The organism is Streptomyces sp. QH1-20 (assembly GCF_041283565.1).
Classification (GTDB): Bacteria; Actinomycetota; Actinomycetes; order Streptomycetales; family Streptomycetaceae; genus Streptomyces; species Streptomyces syringius.
This window is the reverse complement of record NZ_CP166299.1, coordinates 3,799,237-3,824,769: the sequence shown is the minus strand read 5'-3', so window position 1 is coordinate 3,824,769 and position 25,533 is coordinate 3,799,237. Positions and strand designations below refer to the sequence as shown.

Sequence of the window (25,533 nt, the reverse complement as noted above, 5' to 3'; positions counted from 1 at the left end):
CGAAACTCCGGAAGGTTTCGCATTTCGCATGTCCATTTCCACTGAGCAGACCGTCATGCCCGAGAACGACGAGATCGTTGTCGAGGCTGCCGCTGACACCACCCCCGACACCCTCACCGACGCCCCCGTCATCGACGCTGTCGCCGATGTCGACACCGACGTCGCCGCCGACTCCGACGACGCGGACGCCGAGCCGACGGTCACCTTCGCCGACCTCGGTCTGGACGAGGCCATCGTCCGCAAGCTCGCGCAGAACGGCGTGACCACGCCCTTCCCGATCCAGGCCGCGACCATCCCGGACGCCCTGGCCGGCAAGGACATCCTCGGCCGTGGCCGCACCGGCTCCGGCAAGACCCTCTCCTTCGGTCTGCCGCTGCTGACGGTCCTCTCCGGTGGCCACACCGAGAAGAAGAGCCCCCGCGGTCTGATCCTCACCCCGACCCGCGAGCTGGCGATGCAGGTCGCCGACGCCCTCCAGCCGTACGGTGACGTGCTCGGCCTGAAGATGAAGGTCGTCTGCGGCGGTACGTCGATGGGGAACCAGATCTACGCCCTGGAGCGCGGCGTCGACATCCTCGTCGCCACCCCGGGCCGTCTGCGCGACATCATCAACCGCGGTGCCGCCAAGCTCGACAAGGTCCAGGTCGCCGTCCTCGACGAGGCCGACCAGATGGCCGACATGGGCTTCCTGCCCGAGGTCACCGAGATCCTCGACCAGGTCCCGTCCGGTGGTCAGCGTCTGCTGTTCTCCGCGACGCTGGAGAACGAGATCGACACCCTCGTCAAGCGCTACCTGGTCAACCCCGTCACCCACGAGGTGGACGCGGCCCAGGGCGCGGTCACCACGATGACGCACCACGTCCTCGTCGTGAAGCCGAAGGACAAGGCGCCGGTCACGGCCGCCATCGCCGCCCGCAAGGGCCGCACGATCATCTTCGTCCGTACCCAGCTGGGTGCCGACCGCGTGGCCGAGCAGCTGCTCGACTCCGGTGTCCGCGCCGACGCGCTGCACGGCGGCATGACCCAGGGCGCGCGTACCCGCGTGCTGGAGGACTTCAAGGGCGGCCACGTCAACGTCCTCGTCGCCACCGACGTCGCCGCGCGCGGCATCCACGTCGACGGCATCGACCTCGTGCTGAACGTCGACCCCGCCGGTGACCACAAGGACTACCTGCACCGCTCCGGCCGTACGGCCCGCGCCGGCAAGTCCGGCACGGTCGTCTCCCTGGCCCTGCCGCACCAGCGCAAGCAGATCTTCCGTCTGATGGAGGACGCGGGCGTCGACGCCTCGCGCCACATCGTCGGTGGCGCCGGCGCCTTCGACGAGGACGTCGCCAAGATCACCGGTGCGCGTTCGCTCACCGAGGTCCAGGCCGACTCCGCGGCCAACGCCGCCAAGCAGGCCGAGCGCGAGCTCCAGGACCTCAACCGCCAGGTGGAGCGCGTCCAGCGCCGTGCCACCGAGCTCCGCGAGGAGGCCGACCGCCTCGTGGCGCGCGCCGCCCGTGAGCGTGGCGAGGACCCGGAGGCCGCCGTGGCCGCCGCGGCCGAGGCCGCTGCCAACGAGGCCAAGGCCGAAGAGGCCGCCGCCGCCGTGCCCGCGCAGTCCGCGTCGACCCCGCGTGACGAGCGTGGCAACTACGAGCGCCGTGACGACCGTTCCTCGGGCGGCTTCCGCCGTGACGACCGTCGTGACGACCGCTCCGGCGGGTTCCGCCGCGACGACCGCCGCGACGACCGCTCTTCGGGTGGCTTCCGTCGCGACGACCGTCCGTCCGGTGGCTTCCGCCGTGACGACCGTCCGTCCGGTGGTTTCCGTTCCGGTGGCGACCGTCCGTCGGGTGGGTTCCGTCGTGACGAGCGTCGTGACGAGCGTCCCGCCGGTGGTGGCTTCCGTCGCGACGACCGTCGTGACGACCGCTCCGGTGGCGGCTTCCGCCGCGATGACCGCCCCTCCGGTGGTTTCCGTTCCGGTGGCGACCGTCCGTCGGGTGGGTTCCGTCGTGACGAGCGTCGTGACGAGCGTCCCGCCGGTGGTGGCTTCCGTCGCGACGACCGTCGTGACGACCGCTCCGGTGGCGGCTTCCGCCGTGACGACCGCCCCTCCGGTGGCTTCCGCTCCGGTGGCGACCGCCCGGCCTCCGGCGGCGGCTTCCGCTCCGGCGGCGGCGACCGCCCGTTCAACCGCGACCGTCGTGACGACCGCCCCTCGACCGGCGGCTACCGCTCCGGTGGCGACCGTCCGGCCGGCCGTCGTGACGACCACCGTGGTGGCGGCACCGCCACCGGCTCCTTCGGCCGCCGGGACGACAAGCCCCGCTGGAAGCGCAACGGCTGATAACCGCAGCTGATCTGAGGGCCCGTACGACACATTTGTGCCGTACGGGCCCTTCTGCGTACGCCCCCTTCGACATCCGTGACGCGGCCCCGGCGAATACGACTCGGGCTCCGGCGGTCGGCCGGGCTATGCTGCGGGGTGCGGGCCGTTAGCTCAATTGGCAGAGCAGTGGACTTTTAATCCATTGGTTGTGGGTTCGAGTCCCACACGGCCTACCGCACGCGGGTCGGGGTGACGCCCCCTGACCTGCGGTCGAGCGCCTCGTCCGGCTCCTGCCGGGCGGGGCGCTCCGTCGTTCCCGGGGCCGTGCGCGGCCGTCGCGCGGCCACCGGGGGCGTTCGACGGGCTGCGGCGCGCTCGACGCGGGAGCCATGGGCCCCGGCCCGGCCTCGCGGGCTCCGAGGGCGGCGACCAGGGGAGTTTCCTGACGGACGGCCGGGTTCCCGCGTGACTGCCTGTGTATGGCGGGGAGTTGTGGCGAGAGGGTGGCGCGACCTGGCGGTCGGCCCGGGCGTACGTCCCCTTCCCGGACATTCTTCCCTTATTCCCGTCCGAAACCCCGTTGAACCGCGCTCAGTTAGTGAAATTCCCGCCCCCGAGGCGTGTTCGCGCCGCTACGGTAAGTGCGCGGGGTGGGTGAGGCGAGGGTCGGGAGGCGGAGACGTGGAGCATTCGCGAGCGGGTGAGGGCGAGGGCGAGACGCGGGCCGGGGTGGGCGGCGGCGAGCCGACGCCCGCCGACCAGGTGGAGGAGCTGCTGAAGCGGGCGCAGAACGGGTTCGAGCTCGACGAGCCGCTGCTCGACCGGCTGCGGACCGCGCTCATGCACCAGTCGGAGCTGCGCTCGTACCGCCAGCGCAATGACGAGCCGCGGCCGCTGCGCTGCAACACCTACCGGCATGTCTTCCTGCTCTCCGACGGCAGCAGCCGGCTGCTGTACGAGCTGGAGCACGACACCGGGCCGGACGACCGCTTCCTCTACGAGGTGTACGCCCGGGAGGAGGCACTGGACCAGGCCGAGCGCCGGGTGCACGAGCGGATCGGCGGCGGCATCGGCCCCGGCACCGAGGCCGAGGAGCTGCCCGCCTGGCTGGCGGAGGAGCTGCTGCTCGCGATGGGGCCGACGCGCCCCCACCGGGAGTACGTCTGCGACGCCTCGCCCGACCACGCCCGCCGCCTGCTGCGCCGCGCGGAGAACGCGGACGGGCCCGGCGAGGTGGTGCGCGAGCTGCTCCAGGGGGCGCTCGGACACCACATCGCGCTGATCACCAAGCCGCGCCGGCGGGGTGCCGGGCGGGACGCGACGTGGTGCCGCTTCTATGAGCACGCGTTCCTGCTGGAGGGCGGCGGCGAGGTCAGCCTCTGGGAGCTGGAGCACAATCTGACGGCCGACGGCCGGCTGGTGTGCGAGGTCTACCTCGACGAGGCGGAGGCCGAGGTGGCGGCGGACCGGCACGCCCGCGCGCAGGGCGTGGAGCTGTAGCCGGGCGGCCCGCGGCGGGACCCCGGGAAACCGGGGCGGCGGTGGGGGTTACGGGGGGCCGCCTGTGTGTGCTATGGTCTTTCAAGTTGCAGTTGTGGTACCCATGAACTCGTGTGCGCCTGACGGTTTTGTAACCGAAGGCGCATTTTTGTTTTTGCCGGTCTATTCCGGTGTGGGGCCCATCCCATTCACAAGGAGATAGACATGGCTACTGGCACCGTGAAGTGGTTCAACGCTGAAAAGGGCTTCGGCTTCATCGAGCAGGACGGCGGCGGCCCGGACGTCTTCGCCCACTACTCGAACATCGCCTCCTCCGGCTTCCGTGAGCTGCTCGAGGGCCAGAAGGTTTCCTTCGACGTCACGCAGGGCCAGAAGGGCCTGCAGGCCGAGAACATCGTCGCTGCCTGACGATCGGATGCCCGCCCGGTCGATGGAAAGGCCTTTCGGCCCGATGACTCGACCGGGTATCGCATAGAGCATTAACGCAATGGGGCCCGCACCACTGGGTGCGGGCCCCATTGTTGCCCCCGCACCAGCGCGCCCAGGCTTTTCCGCCGCTGTCCGTCCCGGACGGCCTCGCGATGCGAAGTCCTTGATCTCGGGCGTGCCACCCCATTGAGGGAAGGTCCCCGAATGACCCGCTCAGCCCGCCCTGCCCGCTCGTCCTCCGCCGACGGCGGCTCCGCCCGCCCGTCGCGCGCGCGTGGCCCGCAGTCCTCCCGTGGCGGTCAGCCCCGTGGCGGCCAGTCCAAGGGCCGCAAGCCCGCCGCCGCTCCCCTCCAGGGCGAGTTCGAGATGCCGGTCAGCACCACCCCCGCGCTGCCGCCCGTCGAGACCTTCGACGCGCTGGACATGCCGAACGGCCTGCTCGCCACGCTGACCCGCGAAGGCGTCACCGAGCCGTTCCCGATCCAGGCCGCGACGCTGCCCAACGCGCTCGCCGGCCGCGATGTCCTCGGCCGCGGCCGCACGGGCTCCGGCAAGACCCTGGCCTTCGGCCTGGCGCTGCTCGCCCGTACCGCGGGCCGCCGGGCGGAGCCCAAGCGCCCGCTCGCCATGGTCCTCGTCCCCACCCGTGAGCTGGCCCAGCAGGTCACCGACTCGCTCAGCCCGTACGCGACCGCCGTGAACCTGCGGATCGCCACGGTCGTCGGCGGCATGTCCATCGGCCGCCAGGCGCAGACCCTCGCGCGCGGCGCCGAGGTGCTCGTCGCGACCCCCGGCCGCCTCGCCGACCTCATCCAGCGCGGTGACGCCAAGCTCGGCGACGTGCGGATCACGGTCCTGGACGAGGCCGACCAGATGGCCGACATGGGCTTCCTGCCGCAGGTCACCAAGCTGCTCGACCAGGTCGACCCGGACGGCCAGCGCATGCTGTTCTCCGCGACCCTCGACCGCAACGTCGACCGGCTCGTCCGCCGCTTCCTCACCGACCCGGTGACGCACTCCGTCGACGCCTCCGTCGGCGCGGTCTCCACGATGGACCACCACCTGTTCCACGTGACGGACCAGGACAAGAAGGACTCCGTCACCCGGGTCGCCGCCCGCGCCGGGCGCGTGATCATGTTCGTGGACACCAAGCGCGGCGCCGACCGCCTGGTGAAGAAGCTGCTGTCCGAGGGCGTCCGGGCCGCCGCGCTGCACGGTGGCAAGAGCCAGCCGCAGCGCAACCGCACGCTGGACCAGTTCCGCACCGACCAGGTCACCGCCCTGGTCGCGACGAACGTCGCCGCGCGCGGCATCCACATCGACGGCCTCGACCTCGTCGTGAACATCGACCCGCCGACCGACCACAAGGACTACCTGCACCGCGGTGGCCGCACCGCGCGCGCCGGCGAGTCCGGCACGGTCGTCACGTTCGTGCTGCCCGAGCAGCGCCGTGAGATGTCCCGGATGATGACCACGGCCCAGATCACGCCGAACGTCATCAAGACGTACCCGACCGACCCGGAGCTCGCCCGCATCACCGGCGCCCGCGAGCCCAGCGGTGTCCCGGTCGTCATCACGCCCCCGGCCCCGGCCCAGCCGCAGAGCACCGGCAAGTCGTCGAGCTCGCGCGGCAGCCGCGGTGGCCGCGGCCGCACCCGCACGGACGCCTCCGGCTCCAACGCGGGCGGCTCGGGCAACAGCGGCAGCCGTCCGTTCCGTGGCTTCGGCAACGGCACGGAGGGCTCCCGCCGCTCCGGCACCCGCCCGGGCAACGCGGTCGGCCGTGGCCGTCGCAGCGGCGGCGGTGGTGGCGGCACGGGCGGCGGCGGCCGTCGCCCGTCCGCGGCGTGACGCGTACGGAGTGACCTGACGGTCTTTGACGCCGGACGGGCTGGATGTGGCTGAGCTCAGCCACATCCAGCCCGTCCGGCGTTTGTGGACGCGCCCGCGGCCCCCGGAATCCGGGCCCCGCCCCACTCCGACGGCGGATCCCCGCTCGCCTGCCCTTCCGGCACGCGCGAGGCTGAGGGGATACGCGCGGGACGGCCGGTCGTCAGGAGAGAACACGGTGGGGAAGCGAGGCGAGCCCGGGTCGGCTTCGACGCGCGACCCGGCACGTGAGGCGGCCTGCGGCCCGGCCCGCGATCCGGCCCGAGGCCCGGCATCGAACCCCCCGTGGAACCCGCCGCAGCGGAACGGCGGGGAGTCCCACTGGACAGTTGCCCGCCGCGCAGCGAGATGGCTCCCGGCCCTCCTGATCGTCGGCGGCGCCGCCTTCGACTACTTCACCCCTCCCCGCTTCACCTACGCCCCCTTCTTCTGCTCCGCCCCCCTCGTCGCGGCGGCCCTGCTGTCCCTGCGCGCCACCGTGACGACCGCCCTGGCGGCCGTGGGCGCGGCCATCACCCTCGCGGTGTACCACCGCGTCCACGACACCGCCGAGTCCGCGACCGAGGTCGTCACGGTCACGGCCGTCTCCCTCCTCGCCCTCGGTCTCAACCGCATCGTGCGCCACGGCGACCAGCAGCTCGCCTCCGCGCGCGGCATCGCCGAGGCCGCCCAGCGCGCGGTCCTGCCGACGCCGCCCGCCCGCATCGCCGGGCTGCGCGTCGCCGCGCGCTATGTGGCGGCCCAGGCCGACGCCCGGATCGGCGGCGACCTCTACGCCGTCCAGGACACCCCGCACGGCGTGCGCGTGATCGTCGGCGACGTGCGCGGCAAGGGACTGGGCGCGGTGGAGGCCGTCGCGGTGGTGATCGGCGCCTTCCGGGAGGCCGCCGAGCAGGAGCGCACGCTCGAGGCGCTCGCGGCCCGGCTGGAGCACGCGTTGTGGCGGGAGGGCAGACGGCGCGCCAACCTGGACCAGTCCGAGGGCTTCACCACCGCGGTACTTGCGGAGGTGCCGCCCGGGGCGAACACACTGCGCCTGGTGAACCGCGGCCACCCGCCCCCGCTGCTGCTGCACGCGGACGGGCGGGTGGCCGAGACGTACCCGGAGGTGCCCGCGCTGCCGCTCGGCATGGGGGACCTGGGTGGGTGGCCGGACCGGGCGGAGGAGCGGGAGTTCCCGGCGGGTTCGACGCTGCTGCTGTTCACCGACGGGGTGACGGAGGCCCGGGACGCGGACGGCGTCTTCTACGTCCCGCAGGACCGGTTGCGCGGCAGGCAGTTCCGGAGCCCGGACGCGCTCCTCGACGTCCTCGCCGCGGACGTGGCCCACCACTCGGGCGGGCACACGGCTGACGACATGGCCCTTCTGGCGATCCGGCGCGGTGACGGCTTCCACCATCCCGTGGCCGTCGCGCGCGGCACTCTCACCGCGACCGTGACGTCCACGCGGACGCACACTTCCCCGCACGGATCTGCTGCCGGTTCTCCCGCCGGTTCCTCCGACGACCGTAATTGATCTTGAATCGGCGCGGGCCGTCGATATGGCCTGACGAGGGATCAACTCCGTGGTGTTCCGGTAGCGCGCAGTAACTCGCCTCCGGGGAAACCCGCGTGTCCTGTGAAGTAGGCCCCGAAAGCCGGTGGGTTCGGGCGTTCGGCTTGGAATCCGCCAGCCATGTCTATTAACGTTCGATAACGCAGCGCGGTCGTCACAGCCGCCGCAAGAGGCGGCACCGTGCGCCTTCGCCGAATCCCGCGGGCACAGCACCATCTGCACCACCAGCGACAACCGGGAACCGGGGAACCACCAAACTTGGGGTGAATCGGGCCGTACTCCGGCCCGTAGGAGACCTTCCTGTTCCGAACCCGTCAGCTAACCCGGTAGGCGAGAAGGAAGGAAAGGAGTCGCCCTCGTGGCGTCCAACAAGCCTGCCCCCGGCGATGGTTCCTACGGGTCGTACGGGCCGTACGGGTCGTACGAGCAGCCGGAGCCGTCCGAGCCGTACGGGTCCTACGCGCCGGAGCCTTCGATCGTGCCCGCGTACATGACTCCTCTGACGCCCGCGGCCGAGCCCGCCGTCGCCGTCGAGCCCACCGTGAACCCCATGGCCGCCGCAGAGCCGGCCGCGGAGCCCGGGGAGGTGTGGAACCCCACCGCGGAGTCCGTCGCCCCGGTCCGTGGCAGACACCGCGTCGTCAAGCAGCGCGGCGGCACGATGGCCCGCAGTGGCGCGGTCCTCGGCGTCGGCGTGATCGCGGCGGTCGGCGCGGGCGGCATGGCGACCGCCCAGGACCGCCCGGCGGCGCCGATATCCGTGCCCGACGTGGCCCAGAGCATCCCCGGCTTCGGCGCGCTGCTGGCGGATGACGACGACAAGAAGAAGGACGCCGCTTCCGGCCCCGCCGCGGCGCAGGCACCCGGTGCCGATCAGCCGCTGACCCAGGCGGGACTGTCCGCCGAGGAGGCGGCCCGCGGCACGTCCGACGCCGGCGAGGCGCTACGCGCCCGCATCCTCCAGCAGGCCGAGCACCAGCAGAACCTCGGCGACGAGGAGGCCCGCGAGGCCGAGGCGAAGAAGGCCGCCGAGGCCCACCGGAAGGCGGCGGCCGAGAAGGCGGAGCAGGCCGCGGCCGAGAAGGAGAAGGCGGAAGCCGAGGCGGCGGCCGAGAAGAAGAAGGCGGAAGCGGAAAAGGCGGCCGAGAAGGCCGCAGAGAAGTCTTCGAACGAATCTTCTGACGAATCTTCGAGCGAACCCGGGGGCGGCGGGTCGGAGTCCTCGGGCGGTGGCAGCGGCCACAGCTCGGGCTCTTACTCCCTCCCCGTCGGCTCGTACACGCTGACCGCGGGCTTCGGCCAGGCCGGCGACATGTGGTCCGCGAACCACACCGGCGCGGACTTCGCCGCCCCGACCGGCACCCCGGTCAAGGCGGTCGACGGCGGAACGATCACCAGCGCGGGGTGGGCGGGCGCGTACGGCTACCGCGTCGTGCTGACGCTGAACGACGGCACCCAGATCTGGTACTGCCACCTCTCCTCGATGGTGGTCACCTCCGGCCAGGTCTCGGCGGGCGACGTGATCGGCCGGGTCGGCGCGACCGGCAACGTCACGGGCCCCCACCTGCACCTGGAGACCCGGCCGGGCGGCGGCTCGCCGGTCGACCCGCTGTCGTGGCTGCGCGGCCGGGGCCTGCAGCCGTAAGGGGCCCTGCAGCCGCAAGGGGCGCGGAGCGTTTCGTAAGGGGCATGGGCGGGGAAAGGCTCGTACGAACGTAGAAGCCCTACGCCCACTGCCTGTCCCGCACGACGCCGATAATCGGTCCCGATAACCACACCTTTGCCACGAATGCTTCAGGTTCAGGTGGGAACTCGGGGTGTGTGACGAATGCGACGATCACCACCTCAGTGCCTGCCCGCCTCGACCGGCTGCCCTGGTCCCGGTGGCACTGGACGGTGGTGATCGGCCTCGGCACCGTCTGGATCCTGGACGGGCTGGAGGTCACGGTCGTCGGCAATATCGCCGGCCGTCTGTCCGAGAAGGACAGCGGCCTGTCCATCACCTCGGGGCAGGTCACGGGCCTGGCGGCGGCGCTGTACGTGGCTGGTGCCTGCGTCGGAGCGCTCTTCTTCGGGCGGCTGACCGATCTCTTCGGCCGTAAAAAGCTTTTCATGATCACGCTCGCCGTCTATCTGGCGGCGACCGCGATGACGGCGTTCTCCTTCTCCACGTGGTGGTTCTTCCTCTTCCGCTTCCTGACGGGCTTCGGTATCGGCGGTGAGTACGCGGCCATCAACTCCGCCATCGACGAGCTGATCCCCGCCACCTACCGCGGCCGGGTGGATCTGATCATCAACGGCAGCTTCTGGCTCGGCGCGATCGGCGGCTCGCTGCTGTCGATCCTGATGCTGGACACGAACATCTTCCCGGCCGACCTCGGCTGGCGGATCACCTTCGGCTTCGGCGTCGTTCTGGGCCTGGCCATCCTGCTCGTACGGCGCCATGTGCCGGAAAGTCCACGCTGGCTCTTCATCCATGGCCGCGGCGAAGAGGCAGAAGTGCTGGTGGCCTCCATCGAGCAACGCATCGAGATGGAGAAGGGCGAGGTCCTGCCGCCACCCACGCGGCAGATCACGATCCACCAGCGCAAGAGCATCGGCTTCGGCACGATCGCCCGCACGGTCTTCTCCCAGTACCGGCGACGGGCGGTTCTCGGCCTCGCGCTCTTCATCGGCCAGGCGTTTCTCTACAACGCGATCACCTTCGGCTTCGGGGCCATTCTCACCACCTTCTACGACGTGTCCACGTCCCGCACCGGCTACTTCTTCGCGGTGATAGCGGTCGGCAACTTCCTCGGCCCGCTGTTCCTCGGCAGGCTTTTCGACACCGTCGGCCGCCGCATCATGATCTCGTCGACCTATTTGCTGTCCGGCGTGCTCCTCTTCGGCACGGCCGCGCTCTTCGACGGCGGACATCTGAGCGCCAATACCCTCACCGCCTGCTGGGCCGTCGTCCTCTTCTTCGCCTCGGCGGGCGCGAGCAGCGCCTACCTCACGGTGTCGGAGGTCTTCCCGATGGAGACCCGGGCCATGGCGATCGCCTTCTTCTACGCCCTGGGCACGGCGGCCGGCGGCATCAGCGGCCCGCTGCTCTTCGCCTCGCTGACCGGGAGCGGAGTCGTCGGCGACACGGTCCTGGCCTTCCAGATCGGCGCGGCGCTGATGTGCCTGGCCGGGCTGGTGGCGGCGTTCCTGGCCGTCCCGGCGGAGGGCCGCTCGCTGGAGGACATCGCGGAGCCGCTGTCGACGGCGAAGAAGCCGTCGACGCCGGACCCGCCGACCCCGGAGGCGGGGGCGGTGACGGCCGAGGCTTGAAAGAATCGGCGAGGGCGCGCACCGGCTCCGGAATCGGAACCGGACGGAATACGAGCTTCTGCCCGGGCGTTGTGTGTCCCCATGGCTGACATTCACAAGAAGATCGGCAACCTTTCCGTCCACCCGCTCGCCCTCGGCGGCAATGTCTTCGGGTGGACGGCCGACGAGGCGGAGTCCTTCGCCGTCCTCGACGCGTACGCCGCGGCGGGCGGCAATTTCATCGACACCGCGGACATCTACTCCGTGTGGGCCCCGGGCAACGAGGGCGGCGAATCCGAGACCGTCATCGGCAATTGGTTCGCCTCCCGCGGCAACCGCGCCGACATCGTCCTCGCCACCAAGGTCGGCGGCGGCCAACCCGAGAAGCGCGGGCTGTCGGCGAACGCCATCAAGTCGGGCGTCGAGGAATCGCTGCGGCGACTGCGCACGGACTACATCGACCTCTACTACACGCACTTCGACGACCCGTCGGTGCCGGTGGAGGAGTTCATCACGGTCCTCGACTCCCTGGTGAAGGAGGGCAAGGTCCGCGAGATCGCCGCCTCGAACATCACCGCGGACCGGCTGGCCGAGGCCCTCGCCTTCTCCGACGAATCCGGGCTCGCGAAGTACGCCGCGATCCAGCCCCACTACAACCTGGTCTCGCGCGACACGTACGAGGGCGACCTGGCCGACGTCGCCGCCCGCCACGGCCTGGCGGCCGTCCCGTACTTCGCCTTGGCCTCGGGCTTCCTCACCGGCAAGTACCGTCCGGGCCGGACCGTGGACAGCGCACGGGCGGAGGGCGCCGGCAAGCACCTGGAGTCCGAGCGCGGCCGCCGCGTCCTCGCGGCCCTGGACGAGGTGGCCGCGGCTCATGACGCCGAGGTCGCCACGGTGGCCCTGGCTTGGCTGAACGCCCAGCCGACGGTCGCGTCCCCGCTGGCGAGCGCGCGCACGGTGGAGCAGCTGCCGGCGCTGCTGGCGGTGGCGGACGTGACGCTGACGGAGGCGGAGCTGAAGCGTCTGACGGAGGCGTCGGCGTAAGGGGGGACGGTTACGGGCCGGGGTAGCCGGCCCGTAACCGTGGGTCGCTGGTCAGGCCTTGCGCTCGACGGCCCAGGAGGCGAGGGCGACCCCACCGGCGACGGCGAAGACGGACGGCCAGGCGCCGACCTTCTTGGCGAGTGGATGGGACCCGGCGAACGCGGCGACGTACAGCCCGCTCAGCGCGGCGGCCTTCCCCGCCCCGGCCGACCGCGCCCACTGCCGCGCGGCCACGGCCCCGGCGGCGGCCAGCGCCACACCGCCGAGCGGCCGCTGCTTGGTCCAGCGGGCAACGCCATAACCACCCACAAGCCCGCTCGCGGCTACAACAGACGTCGGAATCCGACCCATAAGGCACCTCCTGGCTAAGGAAAAGCTCGGTCCCAAGAGGCTATCCCCGCGTAGATTCAATACTTGAGGGAGGCTTCGACCCGAGGAGCGCACAGGTGATCTGGTACGGGCCTAATGTCCTGAGATTGGCTGATGCGCTGGTCGAGGCGTACGCCGAGGTCTTCACGGCACCACCGTGGAACGAGGACGAGGAATCCGTTCGTCACTTCCGCACCCGCCTCACCACTGATGCACAGCGACTCGGCTTCCGGGCGGCGGTCTCCCAGTCCGCGGCGGGCATCGAGGGCTTCGCCACGGGCTGGCTGACCCAGCACCCGTTCCCGACGACACGGGCGTACGGCAAGGTCACCGCTCAGCTGGGCCCGGAGCGCGTCACCGACCTCCTGATGGGCGCCCTGGAGGTCGACGAACTGGCCGTCCGCCGCCGCTCCCGGGCCAACGGCCTGGGCCGCCGCCTCCTCACCGAACTCACGACGGACGCCCCCGCGGCCCGCTCCTGGCTTCTCACCGCCCGCAAGGCCACGGCCACCATGGCGACGTACCACCGCCTGGGCTGGCACGAACTACGCCCGCTACCGGGCACGGAGAACGACATAGCGGTCTTCCTGGCCCCCACCCACCCAGGCGCCACCGCCGGCGGCCAACGCCCTCAGCCGAACCGCCCCATCCGTATGGCCCCGACGAAGTCGGCCCAGGCGCTGTGAGGGAAGGAGATGGTGGCGCGGTCGGGGTCTTTGGAGTCGCGGATGGTGGTGTGGCGCGCGCGGAAGGCGGTCTCGACACACTCCGTCGTACCGGCCCCGCTGTACGAGGACTTGAACCATGCGTCTGTGGCTATCGTGGAAGGTCCGTCGTGCATCACATCTCCCTGAGGGCGCGCTCGATAAGGGCGGAGGTCGCCGCCATATCCAACGCTTGGGCACGCAGGTAGTCGAACGCAAGTCGGTATCGCTCCAACTCCTCGTCCCTCTCCATGAAGAGCGAGCCGACGTGAATGTCCACGTACACGACGTCCAGGGATGGCTCAGTGGACCCGAGGATCACGAAGCTGCCCATGGCTGCTGAGTGAGCCCCCTTGGCGAAGGGCAGCACCTGCAAGGTGATGTGGGGCGATTCGTTGGCCTGAAGCAAATGATTCAGCTGCTCGCTCATCACCTCACGCGAGCCGACCACCCGTCGGACGACTGATTCATCGAGGATGGCCCACAGGTGAGGCGGTTTGGTGCGGCTGAGGATCTCCTGCCGCTTCATGCGGATGTCGACGAGCCGCTCGATCTCCTCCGGAGACAGCCGCATCTCGGAAGCATTCTGTACGGCCTCTGTGTAACCGCGGGTCTGCAGGAGGCCTGGTACGTACAGGCAGGCGAAGTGGTCTTCGCGGACTGCCTCGTCCTCCAGAGTGAGCAGCAGATTCATGCTCTCCGGGATGGAGTCGGCGAAGGAGTTCCACCAGCCTTGCTGCTTCGCGTCCTTGGCCAGAGCGACAAGGGCTAACCGCTCCGCCTCGCTGGCTCCGTACTCCCGGCAAAGCGCATCGACCACCGGCCACTTCACGGGACCTTGCTGGGTCTCGTATCGGCTGACGGTGGCCTTCGATACCTGGACGAGGCGACCGGCCTCTTCCAGAGTCATGCCCTTGCGCGAGCGCAGCTTGCGCAGTGTCGCTCCAAGCTGGCGGCGGCGGGTTGTGGCCCTCGCTGGCATGCCGACTACCTCCCTTTTCACTGCTGTCACTCTCGTGTTCAGCGTCAACCAGGCTATGGCGCAGGGAAGTTGCCGTACTAGCGAATTCACCCTTCGGGGTTGCGTGAGAAGTTACATGGCGAGACTTCTCAGTGCCATACTCGCGGGCGACCCGATTACACAGCGCGCCCAAGGCGTCGTATCGGAGGGACCGATCCACATGAACGTGCGCCCATGCCCCGCGTCCTGTCAGGAGTGGGAGCTCCCCTTTCTGGCCGAGCCCGAGCGAGTAGCCCCACTCCGTCGGGCTGTCCGGCTGAACTTGACCCTCTGGGGCCTACCCGCACTGATCGACACGGCGCAGCTCTGCCTCACCGAGCTCGTCACCAACGTCATCACTCATGTGGGCGTGAAGACGCCGACGTGGGTCGCTGTCTCGCTGAAGGGGACACACCTTCGTATCGAGGTCAGAGACCCCGACGCCGGCACGCTGCCCAAGCCTCACCGCGCTTCACCGACGAAGGAGAACGGCCGAGGCCTGAGCCTGGTCGCCGCGGTGGCGGACCGCTGGGGCGTGAGTCCCCATGACCACGGCAAGACGACGTGGTGCGAACTGGCAACCGGCTTCGCCGAACCCCAGGCCCGCTTGGGGGACCCGAGGGACATGCGTGCCGATGCGCTACTCACTCTCTACGGCTCCCGCCCACTCCCCGCGCCCCGCACGTCCAGGCTCAACCGCGCCACCGCGGAGGAGGCCGCAATCGGATTGATCGCGGACCTCCTCCGCTGGCTCAGCACCCATGACGGCGACCCCGACTACGCCCTCGATCTGGCGCAGGTGCGCTTCGAAGCAGAAGCTGGAGCTGCCGGGTAGGGGGCTCGCATTCTCCGCCTTAGCCAGCGGCAATGGCGGAGTACGTCCAGACGTCAGCAGGCATCTCGTGCTCGAGCTTCCACTCGATGCCCATGGGGTTGCTGCCCTTGTGCTTGATGTAGTCGGCGGGCCCAAGGAGCATCCACGGCTGGGGGCCGCCTATGTCCGTCTTCTTGTATCGGCGGACGAAGAGAAGGACGCTGGTGCCCTTCTCCCGATGAGTTTGGTAGCGCAAGCCCGTCGGGGAGGTGCTGGACGTTTGATTCTGCGATTCCCAGTGGAAGATCTCCGGGCTCATCGCATAGTCCTTGTACCGGGTCTCGGGGGAGAAGTCCTTGGCGTCCTTCTCGAGAGTGATGAGGAGAGCGTCGATCTTTACGCTTTCGCACCACTTCACACCTTCTCGGAAGTGTCCGGGGAGGAAGCCGTCGACGCTTGCTTGCTCCAGCGCGGGAAGGATCTCTTCTCGGCTGTAGGCGGCGTGAACCGTCAGCGGGATGTTCGCGTGGTCACCGACGAGCGCGACGGGCAGGTGCTCTGTGTGCTCCAGGTTGTAGCTGAGGACCTGGAGCAGCTCGCTGCGGAATGCTGACTGCTCACCCAGCGCCTTGAAGCCCTCGCCATATGAGGCGAAGCCTCCTCCGAGTGGCCACAGAGAGAAGAACAGCATGCGGGCGTAGGCCTGACCCTGGCTGTCGAGAGACTCGTAGGTCGGGGGTTCGTCCACCAACATGCGGCTGTAAGCCGCCACCCGCGCAGGGTCATCGACGTGGAGGAAGGCAGAGACGCGCTTGAGTAGTGCATCTTCACCCTCGGGGGCAGGCCCGCCCAGCAGATTGGCTCTGCGCAGCAAGCGTGTCCAGGAGTTGTTGGAGCGGTAGAGCTCCTTGAGCTCGCGCTGGCTCTCCCGGAGGTAGTCGGCCAGTCGGGGCTGGGCGTAGGAGGCAACCTCGCGGGTCAACTGGGTCACGTTGACGTTGATCTGGCTCTTGATGTTTTCGAGGATGCGTTCCTTCGACTTCCGGTCGAGGACGATCTGGCATCCGGACGGCAGCAGCGGGAAGTCCTGCTCGACGTTGTCGGCCAGACGCTTGCGGGTGAGGTTGGTAAGTGCGCGGAATTGCTCTTCGAAGCGGAACTCTTTGCGGTGCTGTCCGATGAAGTCGAGCACGGTGAGCACGGCCTTATCGGGGGTGCGCCGAAGGCCTCGGCCGAGCTGCTGGAGGAAGACCGTAGCGCTGGACGTGGGGCGGAGCAGGAGGAGCGTATCCACGTCAGGGATATCCAGACCCTCGTTGAACAGGTCAACGGAGAAGAGAACCTGCACCTTGCCATCTCGGAGCTCGGTCAGGGCCTGCGCTCGCTCGGCAGCGGGAGTGGTGCCGTCGAGTGCTTTGGCACTGAGCCCAGCCTGGCGGAAGAAATCTGCCATGAACCGAGCGTGGGCGACGGACACGCAGAACCCCAGTGCCCGCATGGTTCCTGGGTCGGTCACCTTGTCCTGCACTGCTTTGACGACCAGACGCGCCCGGGCGTGGTTTCCGGTGAAGAGCTTGTCGAGCTCGCCCGTGTCGTAGGCGCCTCGTTTCCACGTCAGGCCTTCCAAGTCCACATTGTCGGCAATACCGAAGTAGTGGAACGGGCTGAGCAGGTCGTTCTCCAGCGCTTCCCAGAGACGCATCTCGGCAGCGATATGGCCGTCAAAGAACTCGTCCTGAACGTTGAGCCCGTCCATCCTCTCCGGGGTGGCCGTAAGACCGAGGAGCTCGATCGGCTGGAAGTGATCGATGATCCGCCGATAGGTCGGGGAGACACCATGGTGGAACTCGTCGATGACGATGACGTCGAAGTGATCTGGGGCGAACCGTTCGAGCGAGCGGGCGTTCAGGGACTGGACGCTGGCGAACACGTGCGTCCAGTTGTCCGGGACCTCACCGCCGACTGAAAGCTCGCCGAAGTTCGGATCGATCAGCACGTCCTGGTAGGTGCGCAAGGACTGCTTCAAGATTTCTTGGCGGTGAGCGACAAAGAGGAGCTTGAGGTCACGTCCCTGGTGCTTCCTCTTGAGTGCCTTGTAATCGAGGGCGGCCATCACGGTCTTGCCCGTGCCGGTGGCGGCGACGAGGAGGTTTCGATGCCGGCCGTGGAGATCGCGCTCGATCTCCAACCGCTCCAGCATGTCCTTCTGGTGCGGGTACGGCCTGACCTCGAGCCCAGAGAGACTAATGGACGTGGTGTCGCCTCGCTGCTTACCACTGGCCTGCGCGAGGGCCGCCATCAATCGCTCGGCGTCCTTATCGGGGTCGTAAGGCTCAAAGGCGGGCTCGCTCCAGTAGGAGTCGAACGTGGCCTCAAATTTCCTGAGCACCGCAGGCGTCGCTACGGAGGACAGCCGGACGTTCCACTCCAGACCGTCGAGAAGCGCTGCTCGAGAGAGGTTGGAACTGCCGACGTAGGCGGTGTCGTAGCCACTGTTCCTGCGGAAGAGCCAGGCCTTCGCGTGGAGCCGGGTCGAGCGCAGCTCGTAGTTGACTTTGACCTCGGCGCCGAAGTCCTTAACCAGGCGGTCCAGAGCAGCGCGCTCAGTGGCGCCGATGTACGTGGTGGTGATGACCCTGATCGGCACGCCTCGTGCTGCGGCAGCCTTGAGCGGTTCCTCGAGCACGCGCAGGCCATGCCACTTCACGAAAGCGCACAAGAGGTCCACGCGGTCGGCGGTGGCCAGCTCGGCTCGGAGCTCAAACCCGAGATTGGGATCTTCGGGGGAGTTCGTGATCAGGGCCGTCTCGGACAGTGGGGTGGCGGGCCGCAGGGTGTAGACGCCCGGCGCCTCCTGCTCCGCGATGGAGAGCAACTGTCGTGGGCCAGCCGCGATGTACTCGACCAGTTCCTGTGCGCCATCGCGAGTGTTCAGGGTCTCCAAGATGCGGTTGGCTTCCTCGACGCGCTCGTCGGGAGGCAAGGAGACGAGGACCTGCCGGACTGTGTCAGCGACGTGTCGAGCAAGGACGTGGGGCGAGGATTGGTCGCCCACCTTCTGCTCGGCAGTACGCCAACCGCTCGCATGGAGCGCTTGAATGTGCTGTTCAAGCCGCGAGGTGATCAGGCTCTCGTAGAGGCCGGGCGGAGGGGTAACACCGTGCTCGAAGGGCGTGCTCACAACAGCGTCTCCTCGCCTCGTCGGATGCTGCTGCCTGTTCTATCAGCGACCACCGACAGACCGGCCCGGAACGATCAGGGGGAAGATCACATGTAGGCGCCAAGGTGGTTGAGTTGGACTCCACTCGGGCAACCTCGGTCGCATTTGCGTACTGTCTGCGCATGGGGATCAGGGATGCACTCGTCGAGATAGCCGCGAACTACGACGCGAACGCGGACACCTCCAAGGGCGTCTATGCCCAGGACCTCCTCCGTGCGGCTGGCCAGACGCTGGCGCCGTTCCTCCCTGGAGAGCTTCAGGCAAAGGGGAACGGAGGAAGCGGCGGTCCCAGTCGGACGCCTTGGATCGGGGTGTACGACCCCGAGATCACTAGTGATCCCAAGCGTGGCTTGTATCTGGCGTACATCTTCTCTGCCGACCTCAAGACGGTGTCGCTCACACTCCAGCAGGGCGTGACGAGCCTGGAGAAGAAGCTGGGGCGGGGCGCAAAGCGTCGGGCTTTCCTGAAGGAAAGAGCACAGCGCCTGCGGGCGGGGCTTCCTGAGGGCCTGATAGCGGGCTGGGACAACCCGTTGGTGCTGAACTGCACGGTCGACAGGGCCCTGTCGTATGAGGCAGGGAGTGTCGGTGCCCGCTGCTACGCGACGTCCAACATGCCGTCGGAGATGAGCATCCGCGGCGACCTCTGGCACATGGCGGACGTCTTGCAACAGGCGGCCCTCGTTGAGCCGCAACTCATCGAAGAGGAAGGCCCGAACGGTCTCCAGGTGGGGTACGTGCCAGCGCCGCATGGCCAGGCCACGGGCCTCGATCTCTTCCGCCCGAAGAATGCCAGCGACTACCTGGCGCACATTCCTGAGCGCACCCTTACGAAGAAGCGAATCCACGAGAGCCTTGTAGAGGCCTTCGGCCCGTACGCGCTTGAGCGCGGCTTCGTTCCCATCACGGAGATGGTGCACCCCAGGGACCTGGTCCTGCGGCAGAACGGCGTCGAGTGGTTGGTGGAAGCCAAGACCATCAAGCGCGGAAACCCCACCACAGCGGTTCGAGAAGCGGTAGGGCAACTCCTCGAGTACAGGTACTTCTGGTACGAGCTCCAGGGGCAAGCCAAGCCCCATCTCCTGGCTCTCTTCACTGAGGACATCCACGTCTACGCGGAGTACCTCGAACAGCACGGGATCGCAGCCGTCTGGAGGACCCTCGACGGCTGGGCCGGTTCGGCCTCTGCCGTCTCGTGGGGTCTGGTCGACTGACAGAAACGATCCTGCGCCTACTGTTCATAGGCGGGGGAGGCCAAGCCGCTAGCGATACTGCCCCGGCTGCTGCGGGTACCCCGGGTACCCGCCCACCCACGGGCTCGGCGGAGGCACGAACGGCATCGGGACCGTTGTCGCCGCGCTCGCCAGTGCCGGTTGGGCCACGTGCTTGCGCTGCCAGAGGTGGTGGAGGAGTTCCTGCTCGCGGGCGGTGAAGTCCGGGCCTGCCGTGCCGCGGTAGGCGCGTTGGCGGAGGAAGGCCAGGGACGTCGCGAAGGAGATGTACTCCGCGACCGCGTGGGCCGCGGGCTTGCCGCCGTGGCGGCGGGCGACGTCGCGGGCTATGCCTCGGGCGCGCATCGAGGACAGGGCTATGGGCTCGGGCGGGGTGAGCCAGCCGGCGGCCTGGTAGGCCGGGAGGTGGGCGCGGACGGTGCGCAGCTCGTTCTGGCGGGACCAGATCGTCAGCCAGGTCAGGACGCCGAAGACCGGGACCATGAAGAGGGCGTAGACCGCGAGGAAGGCGAGGCCGCCGAGGGTGGCCGAGCCGTTCCAGACGCCGTGCAGGACCATCGCGGTCAGCAGTGCGGCGATGGGGATGACGACGCGCAGGACGGGGCGGCGGGGACCGAAGGTCGCGGCTATGCCGAAGCCGAGGCCCGTCATCGACGTGAAGAGCGGGTGGGCGAACGGCGACATCAGTACGCGCATGAAGAACGTCGCCACCGTCGTCGAGCCCAGCCCGGAGTGCCCGAAGCTCTGGTCGGAGGCGAAGGCGTTGCCGAGGTAGAGGATGTTCTCGGTGAAGGCGAAGCCGGTGGCGGTGAGGCCGGCGATCACGACCCCGTCGACGATGCCGTTGAAGTCGCGGCGCCGGAAGACGAAGAGCAGCAGGATCGCCGCCGCCTTGGCGCTCTCCTCCACCACCGGTGCGACGAAGGTGGCGCCCCAGGCGTCCGCGCGCTGGGAGACGTCGATGGTGCTCACGAGCCACTTCGTGGCGAAGGTGTTCGCCAGCAGGGCGACGAGGGTGGCCGCGCACGCGCCCCAGGCGAAGGCGAAGATCAGGTTCCGCCAAGGCTTGGGTTCGACGCGGTCCATCCAGCGGAACGCGGCTATGAGCAGGGGGACGGGCAGCACGGCGAGGCCGAGGCCCACCAGGAAGCCCTCGGTGCCGGTCTGCTCGCGCACGAGCGCCAGGATGATCAGGCCGCACAGCGCGAGCAGCAGCATCACCGCCCCCGCGCGTACCGCCTTGTTGTCCCACAGGGCGCGGCGCGGCTTGTAGCGCCAGCGCGCCGGGGCGGGTACGGCGGCGAAGCTCGGCTGCTGTTCGTAGGCCGGCACCGGCCGGGCGTACGACTGCTGCCCGTAGGCCGGCATGGGCCCGGGAAGCGACTGCTGTGGGGACGGGGACTCGTGCACTCGATGACCCTAACGAAGGGGTGGAGTGGGGAGCGGACGGTTTTCCGCCCGTCCGACGGCATGATCGTCTCGATCGTGCCGTTCCGTACCGTTTGGTGTTCGTGCAGGTCAGGACTGCAGGGCTGCCTGGTGCGCCGACGCCGGCCCGGCAGCCCCGCCTGTACTCAAGACGTCTTGCGGCGGAACAGCAGGTCGTGCACGACGTGGCCCTTGTCCAGGCCCTGGCCCTCGAACCGCGTCAGCGGACGGAACTCGGGGCGAGGGGCGAAGCCGCCGTCGGGCTGGGTGTTCTCGAAGTCGGGGCTGGCGGTGAGGACCTCCAGCATCTGCTCGGCGTACGGCTCCCAGTCGGTCGCGCAGTGCAGCAGCGCACCCGGCGCCAGACGGGTCGCGGCGAGCGCGAGGAACTCCGGCTGGATCAGGCGGCGCTTGTGGTGCCGCGCCTTCGGCCACGGGTCCGGGAAGTACACGCGGATGCCTGCGAGGGAGTCGGGGGCGAGCATCTCGCGGAGCAGGATGATCGCGTCGCCGTTCGCGACGCGGACGTTGTCCAGGCCGTTCCGCTCGGCCAGGCCGAGCAGGTTGCCCTGGCCTGGGGTGTGCACATCGCAGGCCAGGATGCCGGTGCCGGGGTCGGCCGCCGCCATCTGGGCCGTGGCCTCGCCCATGCCGAAGCCGATCTCCAGGACGACCGGCAGGTTCGGGTCGCCGAACAGCTCGCCGAGGTCGAGGGGGCGCAGGCCGTCGATGTCCAGGCCCCACCGTGACCACAGGCGGCGCAGCGCGTCGCCCTGGCCGGTGGTCACCCGGCTGCGGCGCGGCTGGAACGAGCGGATGCGACGTTCGTGGTGCGAGCCCGCCGGGTCGGCGGCGGGGCCGCCGGGGAACATCGGCTCGCGCCGGTCACGACCGGGCTGGGCGTCGGCTTCTGGGGAGGTGAGGTTCTCGGACACAGTGGTTCGATTCTACGGGGGGTGGGGCGGACGGCGGAAAGGGTGAGGACAGGGAGCAGGCAGGGGCTGGTGGGGCCCACGGCTCTCGCTGCGCCCCCGACCCGGCGGGCACACTGACGATCAGCCCGACGAGCCCCCTCACCCCATCGCCGCCAGCGCCCTCCGCGCCACCTCCCGGCCGATCGGCAGCGACGCCGTCGCCGCCGGTGAGGGCGCGTTCAGCACGTGCACCATCCGGTGCGACTCCGCGAACAGGAAGTCGTCCACCAGCGTGCCGTCCCGCAGGACCGCCTGGGCCCGCACCCCCGCCGGGGCCGGTATCAGGTCGGCCTCGGTCACGTCCGGCAGCAGCCTGCGCACCTCGTTCGCGAACGCGCGCTTCGACAGCGAGCGCCGCACCTCGCCCGCGCCGTACCGCCAGTGGCGGCGGGCTATGCGCCAGGAGCCGGGGTAGGCCAGCGTCCCCGCCAGCTCGCCGGGGTGCACGGTCCCCCGCGCGTAACCCTCGCGGGCCAGGGCGGGGACCGCGTTCGGCCCCAGGTGGACGGTGCCGTCGATGCCGCGGGTGAGATGGACGCCGAGGAAGGGGAACGCAGGGTCCGGGACGGGATAGACCAGACCGCGCACCAGATCGGCGCGGGACGGGGCCAGCTCGAAGTACTCCCCACGGAAGGGGACGATCCGCATCCCTGGGTCGTCGCCCGCCAGCCGGGCCACCCGGTCGCTGTACAGGCCCGCGCAATTGACCAGCACCCGGGCGCGCAGCACCTCGCCCCCGGCCGTACGCACCGCGACCGCCCCGGGGCGCCGCCCGACGACCCGCACCTCGGCCCCGTAACGCACCGACGCCCCCGCGTCCTCCGCCAGGCCGGCCAGCCGGGCGGCCACCGCGCCGTAGTCGCACACGCCGGTGGTGCCGACGTGGATGGCGCCGATGCCGCGCACCCACGGCTCGTACTCCGCTATCTGGGCGCGGCCCAGCTCCCGCACGGGAATGCCGTTCTCCCGGCCGCGCTGGGCCAGGGCGTGCAACCTCGGCAGCTCCGCGTGGTCCGTGGCGACGATCAGCTTGCCCGTCACCTCGTGCGGCAGGTCGTACTCCGCGCAGAACTTCACCATCTCCGTCGCGCCCTGCACCGCGAACCGCGCCTTGAACGACCCCGGGCGGTAATAGATCCCGCTGTGGATCACCCCGCTGTTGCGCCCGGTCTGGTGGCGCGCGGGCCCGGGCTCCTTCTCCAGCACGACGACGCGCGTGCCGGGCGCGGCCCGCGTGATCGCGTACGCCGTGGAGAGCCCCACGATCCCGCCCCCGACCACCAGCACATCGCAGTCGTACGCCGTCACCACGTCACCTCCCCGCGCTCCCCGGAACCGCCGGCACGCTCCCCGGAACCGCCGGCACCGGAACACTCGGCACCCCTCAGCGCCTCACCCACGGTCCCCATCATGACCTGCGCCACTGACAACGGCCCGAAACCCGAGCGGATGGGGGGCTTCACCAGCGGGGATTGCCAGGAATGCCCTTGCCTGTCCGGCAGATCTCCGGCTGCGGGCCGTGGTGCCGCCTGCGGGCACCCTGCGGGCGCGTCCTCAATCGCCGGACGGGCTTGATCGGGCTGGGCTCAGCCGTTCAGCCCGCCCGGAGGACACCACCGCGCAGCGGGGAGCGGACCACAGAGCCCGGACCGTCACCGTCACGCCGGCGCCACCAGCAGCGGCCGTGCCCGCTCCCGCAGCTCGACGACGCGCGGCTCGTCCCCGTACGGCTCCAGCCGGTGCAGCAGGTCCCGTACGTACTCGGTCGTCCGCGCCGAGGAGATCCGCCCCGCGACCTCCACCGCCCGCGTCCCCGCCGCGCACGCCGCGTCCAGATTGCCCGACTCCAGCTCCGCGACCGCCGAGACCACCAGCCGCAGCCCGTGCGAGCGCACGAACTCCTCCGTCGGCCGGGCCAGCGCCTGCTCGGTGAAGCGCTGGACCTGCCGGGGCATTCGCAGATCGCGGTAGCACTCGGCGGCGTCGGCCGCGAAGCGCTCCTCGGAGTGGAAGCCCAGCCAGGGCGGGTCGGCGTCGCCCGAGCGCGCCCGCTCCAGCCACCCCTCGGCGGCCTTGAGCGCCGCCGCACAGGCCTGGGCGTCCCCCGCCTTCGCCTGGGCGCGCGCCTCGACCAGCCGGAAGAAGCTCATCGTGCGCGCGGTGGCCAGGCCGCGGTTGCGCTCCAGGGCCGCCTGGGCGAGGTCCACGCCCTCGTCGGCGAAGCCGCGGTACGTGGCCTGGAGGCTCATCGAGGCCAGCACATAGCCGCCCAGCGGTACGTCGGCGGCCGCGCGGGCCAGCCGCAGTGCCTGAATGTAGTAGCGCTGCGCGGCCTCCTGCTGGCCCGTGTCGAAGGCCATCCACCCGGCGAGCCGGGTCAGCTCGGCGGTGGCCCCGAACAGGGCGCGCCCCACCTCGTCGCTGTACGAACCGAGCAGCAGGGGCGCCGCGTCCACCCGCAGGCACTCCGGAACCATCGACGAACGCCAGTCACCGCCCCCGTACTTGGAGTCCCAGCGACGGGCGTCGTCCGCCGCCTCCCGCAGCTTGGCCACGTCGCTGTGGCCCACCCGCTGCGGTAAGCCGTTGTCCGTACTGCCGCCGACGTGGCTGCCGCCCCCCGAGGTGCCGTTGCTGCCGTTGGTACCTCCGGTGCCGTTCGTGGACGTGGACGCCTCACCGTCCTTGGTCCCAGCCGCCGCCGCGGCAGGGGCCTCGCGGGCGACCGAGGCGTCGGTGGGGGATATCAGCCAGCGGGACGCGGGCGTGGCGTACGCGCTGACGGCGAACGATCCCGCCAGGCTCTGCCAGATACCGCCGCCACCCCGCCGACCGGCGAGATCCAGCCTGTAGAGCTCCGTGGCGGAGCGCACCGCCTGGCCGACATCGCGCGGAAAGGAGAGCCCGACCTCGGGCGCGGGATCGGCGTCCGCGAGCCCGATCTCGTGCAGCGGCACCGGTCGGCCGAGCTTGCCGGCGATCGCGGCGGCGATCAGGTGCGGCGCGGCGCCCTGCGGCACCATTCCCTTGGAAACCCACCTGGCGACCGACGTCTTGTCGTAGCGAAGCGTCAATCCCCGCTGCGCACCGAGGTCGTTGACCCTGCGCGCGAGACCGGCGTTGCTGATCCCTGCGAGGGCGAGGACGGTGCCCAGCTTCTCGTTCGGCCCGCGTGGCTCCCTGGACATGCGCACCCCTCGACAACAGTGACGCCCGCCCCGGCATAGGCACGGGGCATTCGTAAACCCAGCGTAGTTCCCCGCATCCCGACCGTTAAGGGGCGTTGTCCCGGATGGCGAGATTCTGGTCCGCATGTACGTGCATTGAGGGGCACGTGCTCCGGTTGTGTGTGGCCGTGCGCCCACCCGTGCGCTCTGGTCCGGGCCATTGCGGGAGCGCTTCCATGGAACATGCGTGGGTTGGCCCGCTGTACTGGATCCAGTGGGCTGGGGGAAGCCGCCGCCTCATTCCCCGCGGGCGGCGGAACGGTCCGGGAGGCGGTCAGCGCCTCCCGGACTGTGACGTTCAGGGACGTACGGGCGGAAGCACTGCGCGAGTGCGCCCCCTTGAAGCGGACGCCCGGAGTTTGGCCTGATTCGAGCGTATGCCCGGCCGTTGAGGCTTCCGTGGACGCGCCTGATGCCTCCGGAGCGGTGTACGCGCCATGTCGCTCACGCGACCCGAGCCCCCGCCAACTCCACGCACGTCCCTCGTTAACTCCACGCGCGCGTAAGGCCGTTCCCTGCGTCCACGCGCG

Annotated in this window: 19 protein-coding genes, 1 tRNA gene and 1 riboswitch; of the genes, 12 read left to right on the top strand and 8 right to left on the bottom strand. The window is 69.9% G+C overall.

The window, feature by feature from the left end; genetic code table 11:
- The first annotated feature begins 28 nt into the window (after window positions 1–28).
- The 9 genes from AB8O64_RS17085 to AB8O64_RS17045 all read left to right on the top strand — a co-directional run bounded on the left by AB8O64_RS17085 (window position 29) and on the right by AB8O64_RS17045 (window position 12,035).
- Window positions 29–2,338, top strand: coding sequence for a DEAD/DEAH box helicase (locus AB8O64_RS17085; RefSeq protein ID WP_370419887.1), 2,310 nt, complete (start codon window positions 29–31; stop codon window positions 2,336–2,338).
- Window positions 2,339–2,480: 142 nt separating this feature from the next.
- Window positions 2,481–2,553 (top strand) — tRNA-Lys (locus AB8O64_RS17080).
- Window positions 2,554–3,001: 448 nt separating this feature from the next.
- Window positions 3,002–3,820, top strand: coding sequence for a DUF6227 family protein (locus AB8O64_RS17075; RefSeq protein WP_242626128.1), 819 nt, complete (start codon window positions 3,002–3,004; stop codon window positions 3,818–3,820).
- Window positions 3,821–4,024: 204 nt separating this feature from the next.
- Window positions 4,025–4,228 (top strand): cold-shock protein, encoded by a 204-nt coding sequence (locus tag AB8O64_RS17070; protein WP_130878768.1) that lies wholly within the window; start codon window positions 4,025–4,027, stop codon window positions 4,226–4,228.
- 225 nt (window positions 4,229–4,453) lie between these two features.
- Entirely contained in the window at window positions 4,454–6,100 is a 1,647-nt protein-coding gene (locus AB8O64_RS17065) for a DEAD/DEAH box helicase (RefSeq protein WP_370419886.1), read from the top strand.
- A gap of 403 nt (window positions 6,101–6,503) precedes the next feature.
- The gene (locus AB8O64_RS17060) at window positions 6,504–7,655 is read left to right on the top strand and encodes a PP2C family protein-serine/threonine phosphatase (protein ID WP_370423887.1); all 1,152 of its coding nucleotides are present in this window, start codon (window positions 6,504–6,506) and stop codon (window positions 7,653–7,655) included.
- Between the two features lie 218 nt (window positions 7,656–7,873).
- Window positions 7,874–8,042, top strand: a riboswitch (cyclic di-AMP (ydaO/yuaA leader).
- A 10-nt stretch (window positions 8,043–8,052) separates the two neighbouring features.
- A complete protein-coding gene (locus tag AB8O64_RS17055; protein WP_370419885.1) occupies window positions 8,053–9,339 on the top strand; it encodes a M23 family metallopeptidase in 1,287 nt (428 codons plus the stop codon).
- Window positions 9,340–9,515: 176 nt separating this feature from the next.
- The gene (locus AB8O64_RS17050; protein WP_365377825.1) at window positions 9,516–11,009 is read left to right on the top strand and encodes an MFS transporter; all 1,494 of its coding nucleotides are present in this window, start codon (window positions 9,516–9,518) and stop codon (window positions 11,007–11,009) included.
- An 81-nt stretch (window positions 11,010–11,090) separates the two neighbouring features.
- The gene (locus AB8O64_RS17045) at window positions 11,091–12,035 is read left to right on the top strand and encodes an aldo/keto reductase (RefSeq protein ID WP_370419884.1); all 945 of its coding nucleotides are present in this window, start codon (window positions 11,091–11,093) and stop codon (window positions 12,033–12,035) included.
- A 51-nt stretch (window positions 12,036–12,086) separates the two neighbouring features.
- On the opposite strand, the gene AB8O64_RS17040 is transcribed toward AB8O64_RS17045, so the two are convergent.
- A complete protein-coding gene (locus tag AB8O64_RS17040; protein ID WP_362220835.1) occupies window positions 12,087–12,386 on the bottom strand; it encodes a hypothetical protein in 300 nt (99 codons plus the stop codon).
- Window positions 12,387–12,511: 125 nt separating this feature from the next.
- Between AB8O64_RS17040 and AB8O64_RS17035 the strand changes: the two genes are divergently transcribed.
- Window positions 12,512–13,090 (top strand): acetyl-CoA sensor PanZ family protein, encoded by a 579-nt coding sequence (locus AB8O64_RS17035; protein WP_370419883.1) that lies wholly within the window; start codon window positions 12,512–12,514, stop codon window positions 13,088–13,090.
- Here the strand turns inward: AB8O64_RS17035 and AB8O64_RS17030 are convergent.
- Window positions 13,036–13,245 carry a DUF397 domain-containing protein gene (locus AB8O64_RS17030; protein WP_370419882.1) on the bottom strand — a complete coding sequence of 70 codons (210 nt, stop codon included), beginning with the start codon at window positions 13,243–13,245 and terminating at the stop codon, window positions 13,036–13,038. The genes AB8O64_RS17035 and AB8O64_RS17030 overlap by 55 nt on opposite strands.
- The gene (locus tag AB8O64_RS17025) at window positions 13,245–14,090 is read right to left on the bottom strand and encodes a helix-turn-helix domain-containing protein (RefSeq protein ID WP_370419881.1); all 846 of its coding nucleotides are present in this window, start codon (window positions 14,088–14,090) and stop codon (window positions 13,245–13,247) included. The genes AB8O64_RS17030 and AB8O64_RS17025 overlap by 1 nt, the downstream gene beginning before the upstream one ends.
- Window positions 14,091–14,289: 199 nt before the next feature.
- On the opposite strand from AB8O64_RS17025, the gene AB8O64_RS17020 reads away from it, so the two are divergent.
- Entirely contained in the window at window positions 14,290–14,943 is a 654-nt protein-coding gene (locus AB8O64_RS17020; RefSeq protein WP_370419880.1) for an ATP-binding protein, read from the top strand.
- Window positions 14,944–14,962: 19 nt separating this feature from the next.
- Here the strand turns inward: AB8O64_RS17020 and AB8O64_RS17015 are convergent, their stop codons facing one another.
- Window positions 14,963–18,103: a DUF3427 domain-containing protein gene (locus AB8O64_RS17015; protein ID WP_370419879.1), complete on the bottom strand. Its 3,141-nt coding sequence runs from the start codon at window positions 18,101–18,103 to the stop codon at window positions 14,963–14,965.
- Between the two features lie 161 nt (window positions 18,104–18,264).
- Between AB8O64_RS17015 and AB8O64_RS17010 the strand changes: the two genes are divergently transcribed.
- Entirely contained in the window at window positions 18,265–19,356 is a 1,092-nt protein-coding gene (locus tag AB8O64_RS17010; protein WP_370419878.1) for an MrcB family domain-containing protein, read from the top strand.
- Window positions 19,357–19,404: 48 nt separating this feature from the next.
- Here the strand turns inward: AB8O64_RS17010 and AB8O64_RS17005 are convergent, their stop codons facing one another.
- The 4 genes from AB8O64_RS17005 to AB8O64_RS16990 form a co-directional block, all read right to left on the bottom strand.
- Window positions 19,405–20,742, bottom strand: coding sequence for a PrsW family intramembrane metalloprotease (locus AB8O64_RS17005; RefSeq protein ID WP_370423886.1), 1,338 nt, complete (start codon window positions 20,740–20,742; stop codon window positions 19,405–19,407).
- Window positions 20,743–20,948: 206 nt separating this feature from the next.
- Window positions 20,949–21,737 (bottom strand): tRNA (guanosine(46)-N7)-methyltransferase TrmB, encoded by a 789-nt coding sequence (gene trmB, locus AB8O64_RS17000; protein WP_370419877.1) that lies wholly within the window; start codon window positions 21,735–21,737, stop codon window positions 20,949–20,951.
- A 138-nt stretch (window positions 21,738–21,875) separates the two neighbouring features.
- On the bottom strand, window positions 21,876–23,084 hold the full coding sequence (gene lhgO / locus AB8O64_RS16995) for an L-2-hydroxyglutarate oxidase (protein ID WP_370419876.1): 1,209 nt from the start codon (window positions 23,082–23,084) through the stop codon (window positions 21,876–21,878).
- A gap of 350 nt (window positions 23,085–23,434) precedes the next feature.
- Window positions 23,435–24,964 carry an MFS transporter gene (locus AB8O64_RS16990; RefSeq protein ID WP_370419875.1) on the bottom strand — a complete coding sequence of 510 codons (1,530 nt, stop codon included), beginning with the start codon at window positions 24,962–24,964 and terminating at the stop codon, window positions 23,435–23,437.
- Window positions 24,965–25,533 lie beyond the last annotated feature (569 nt).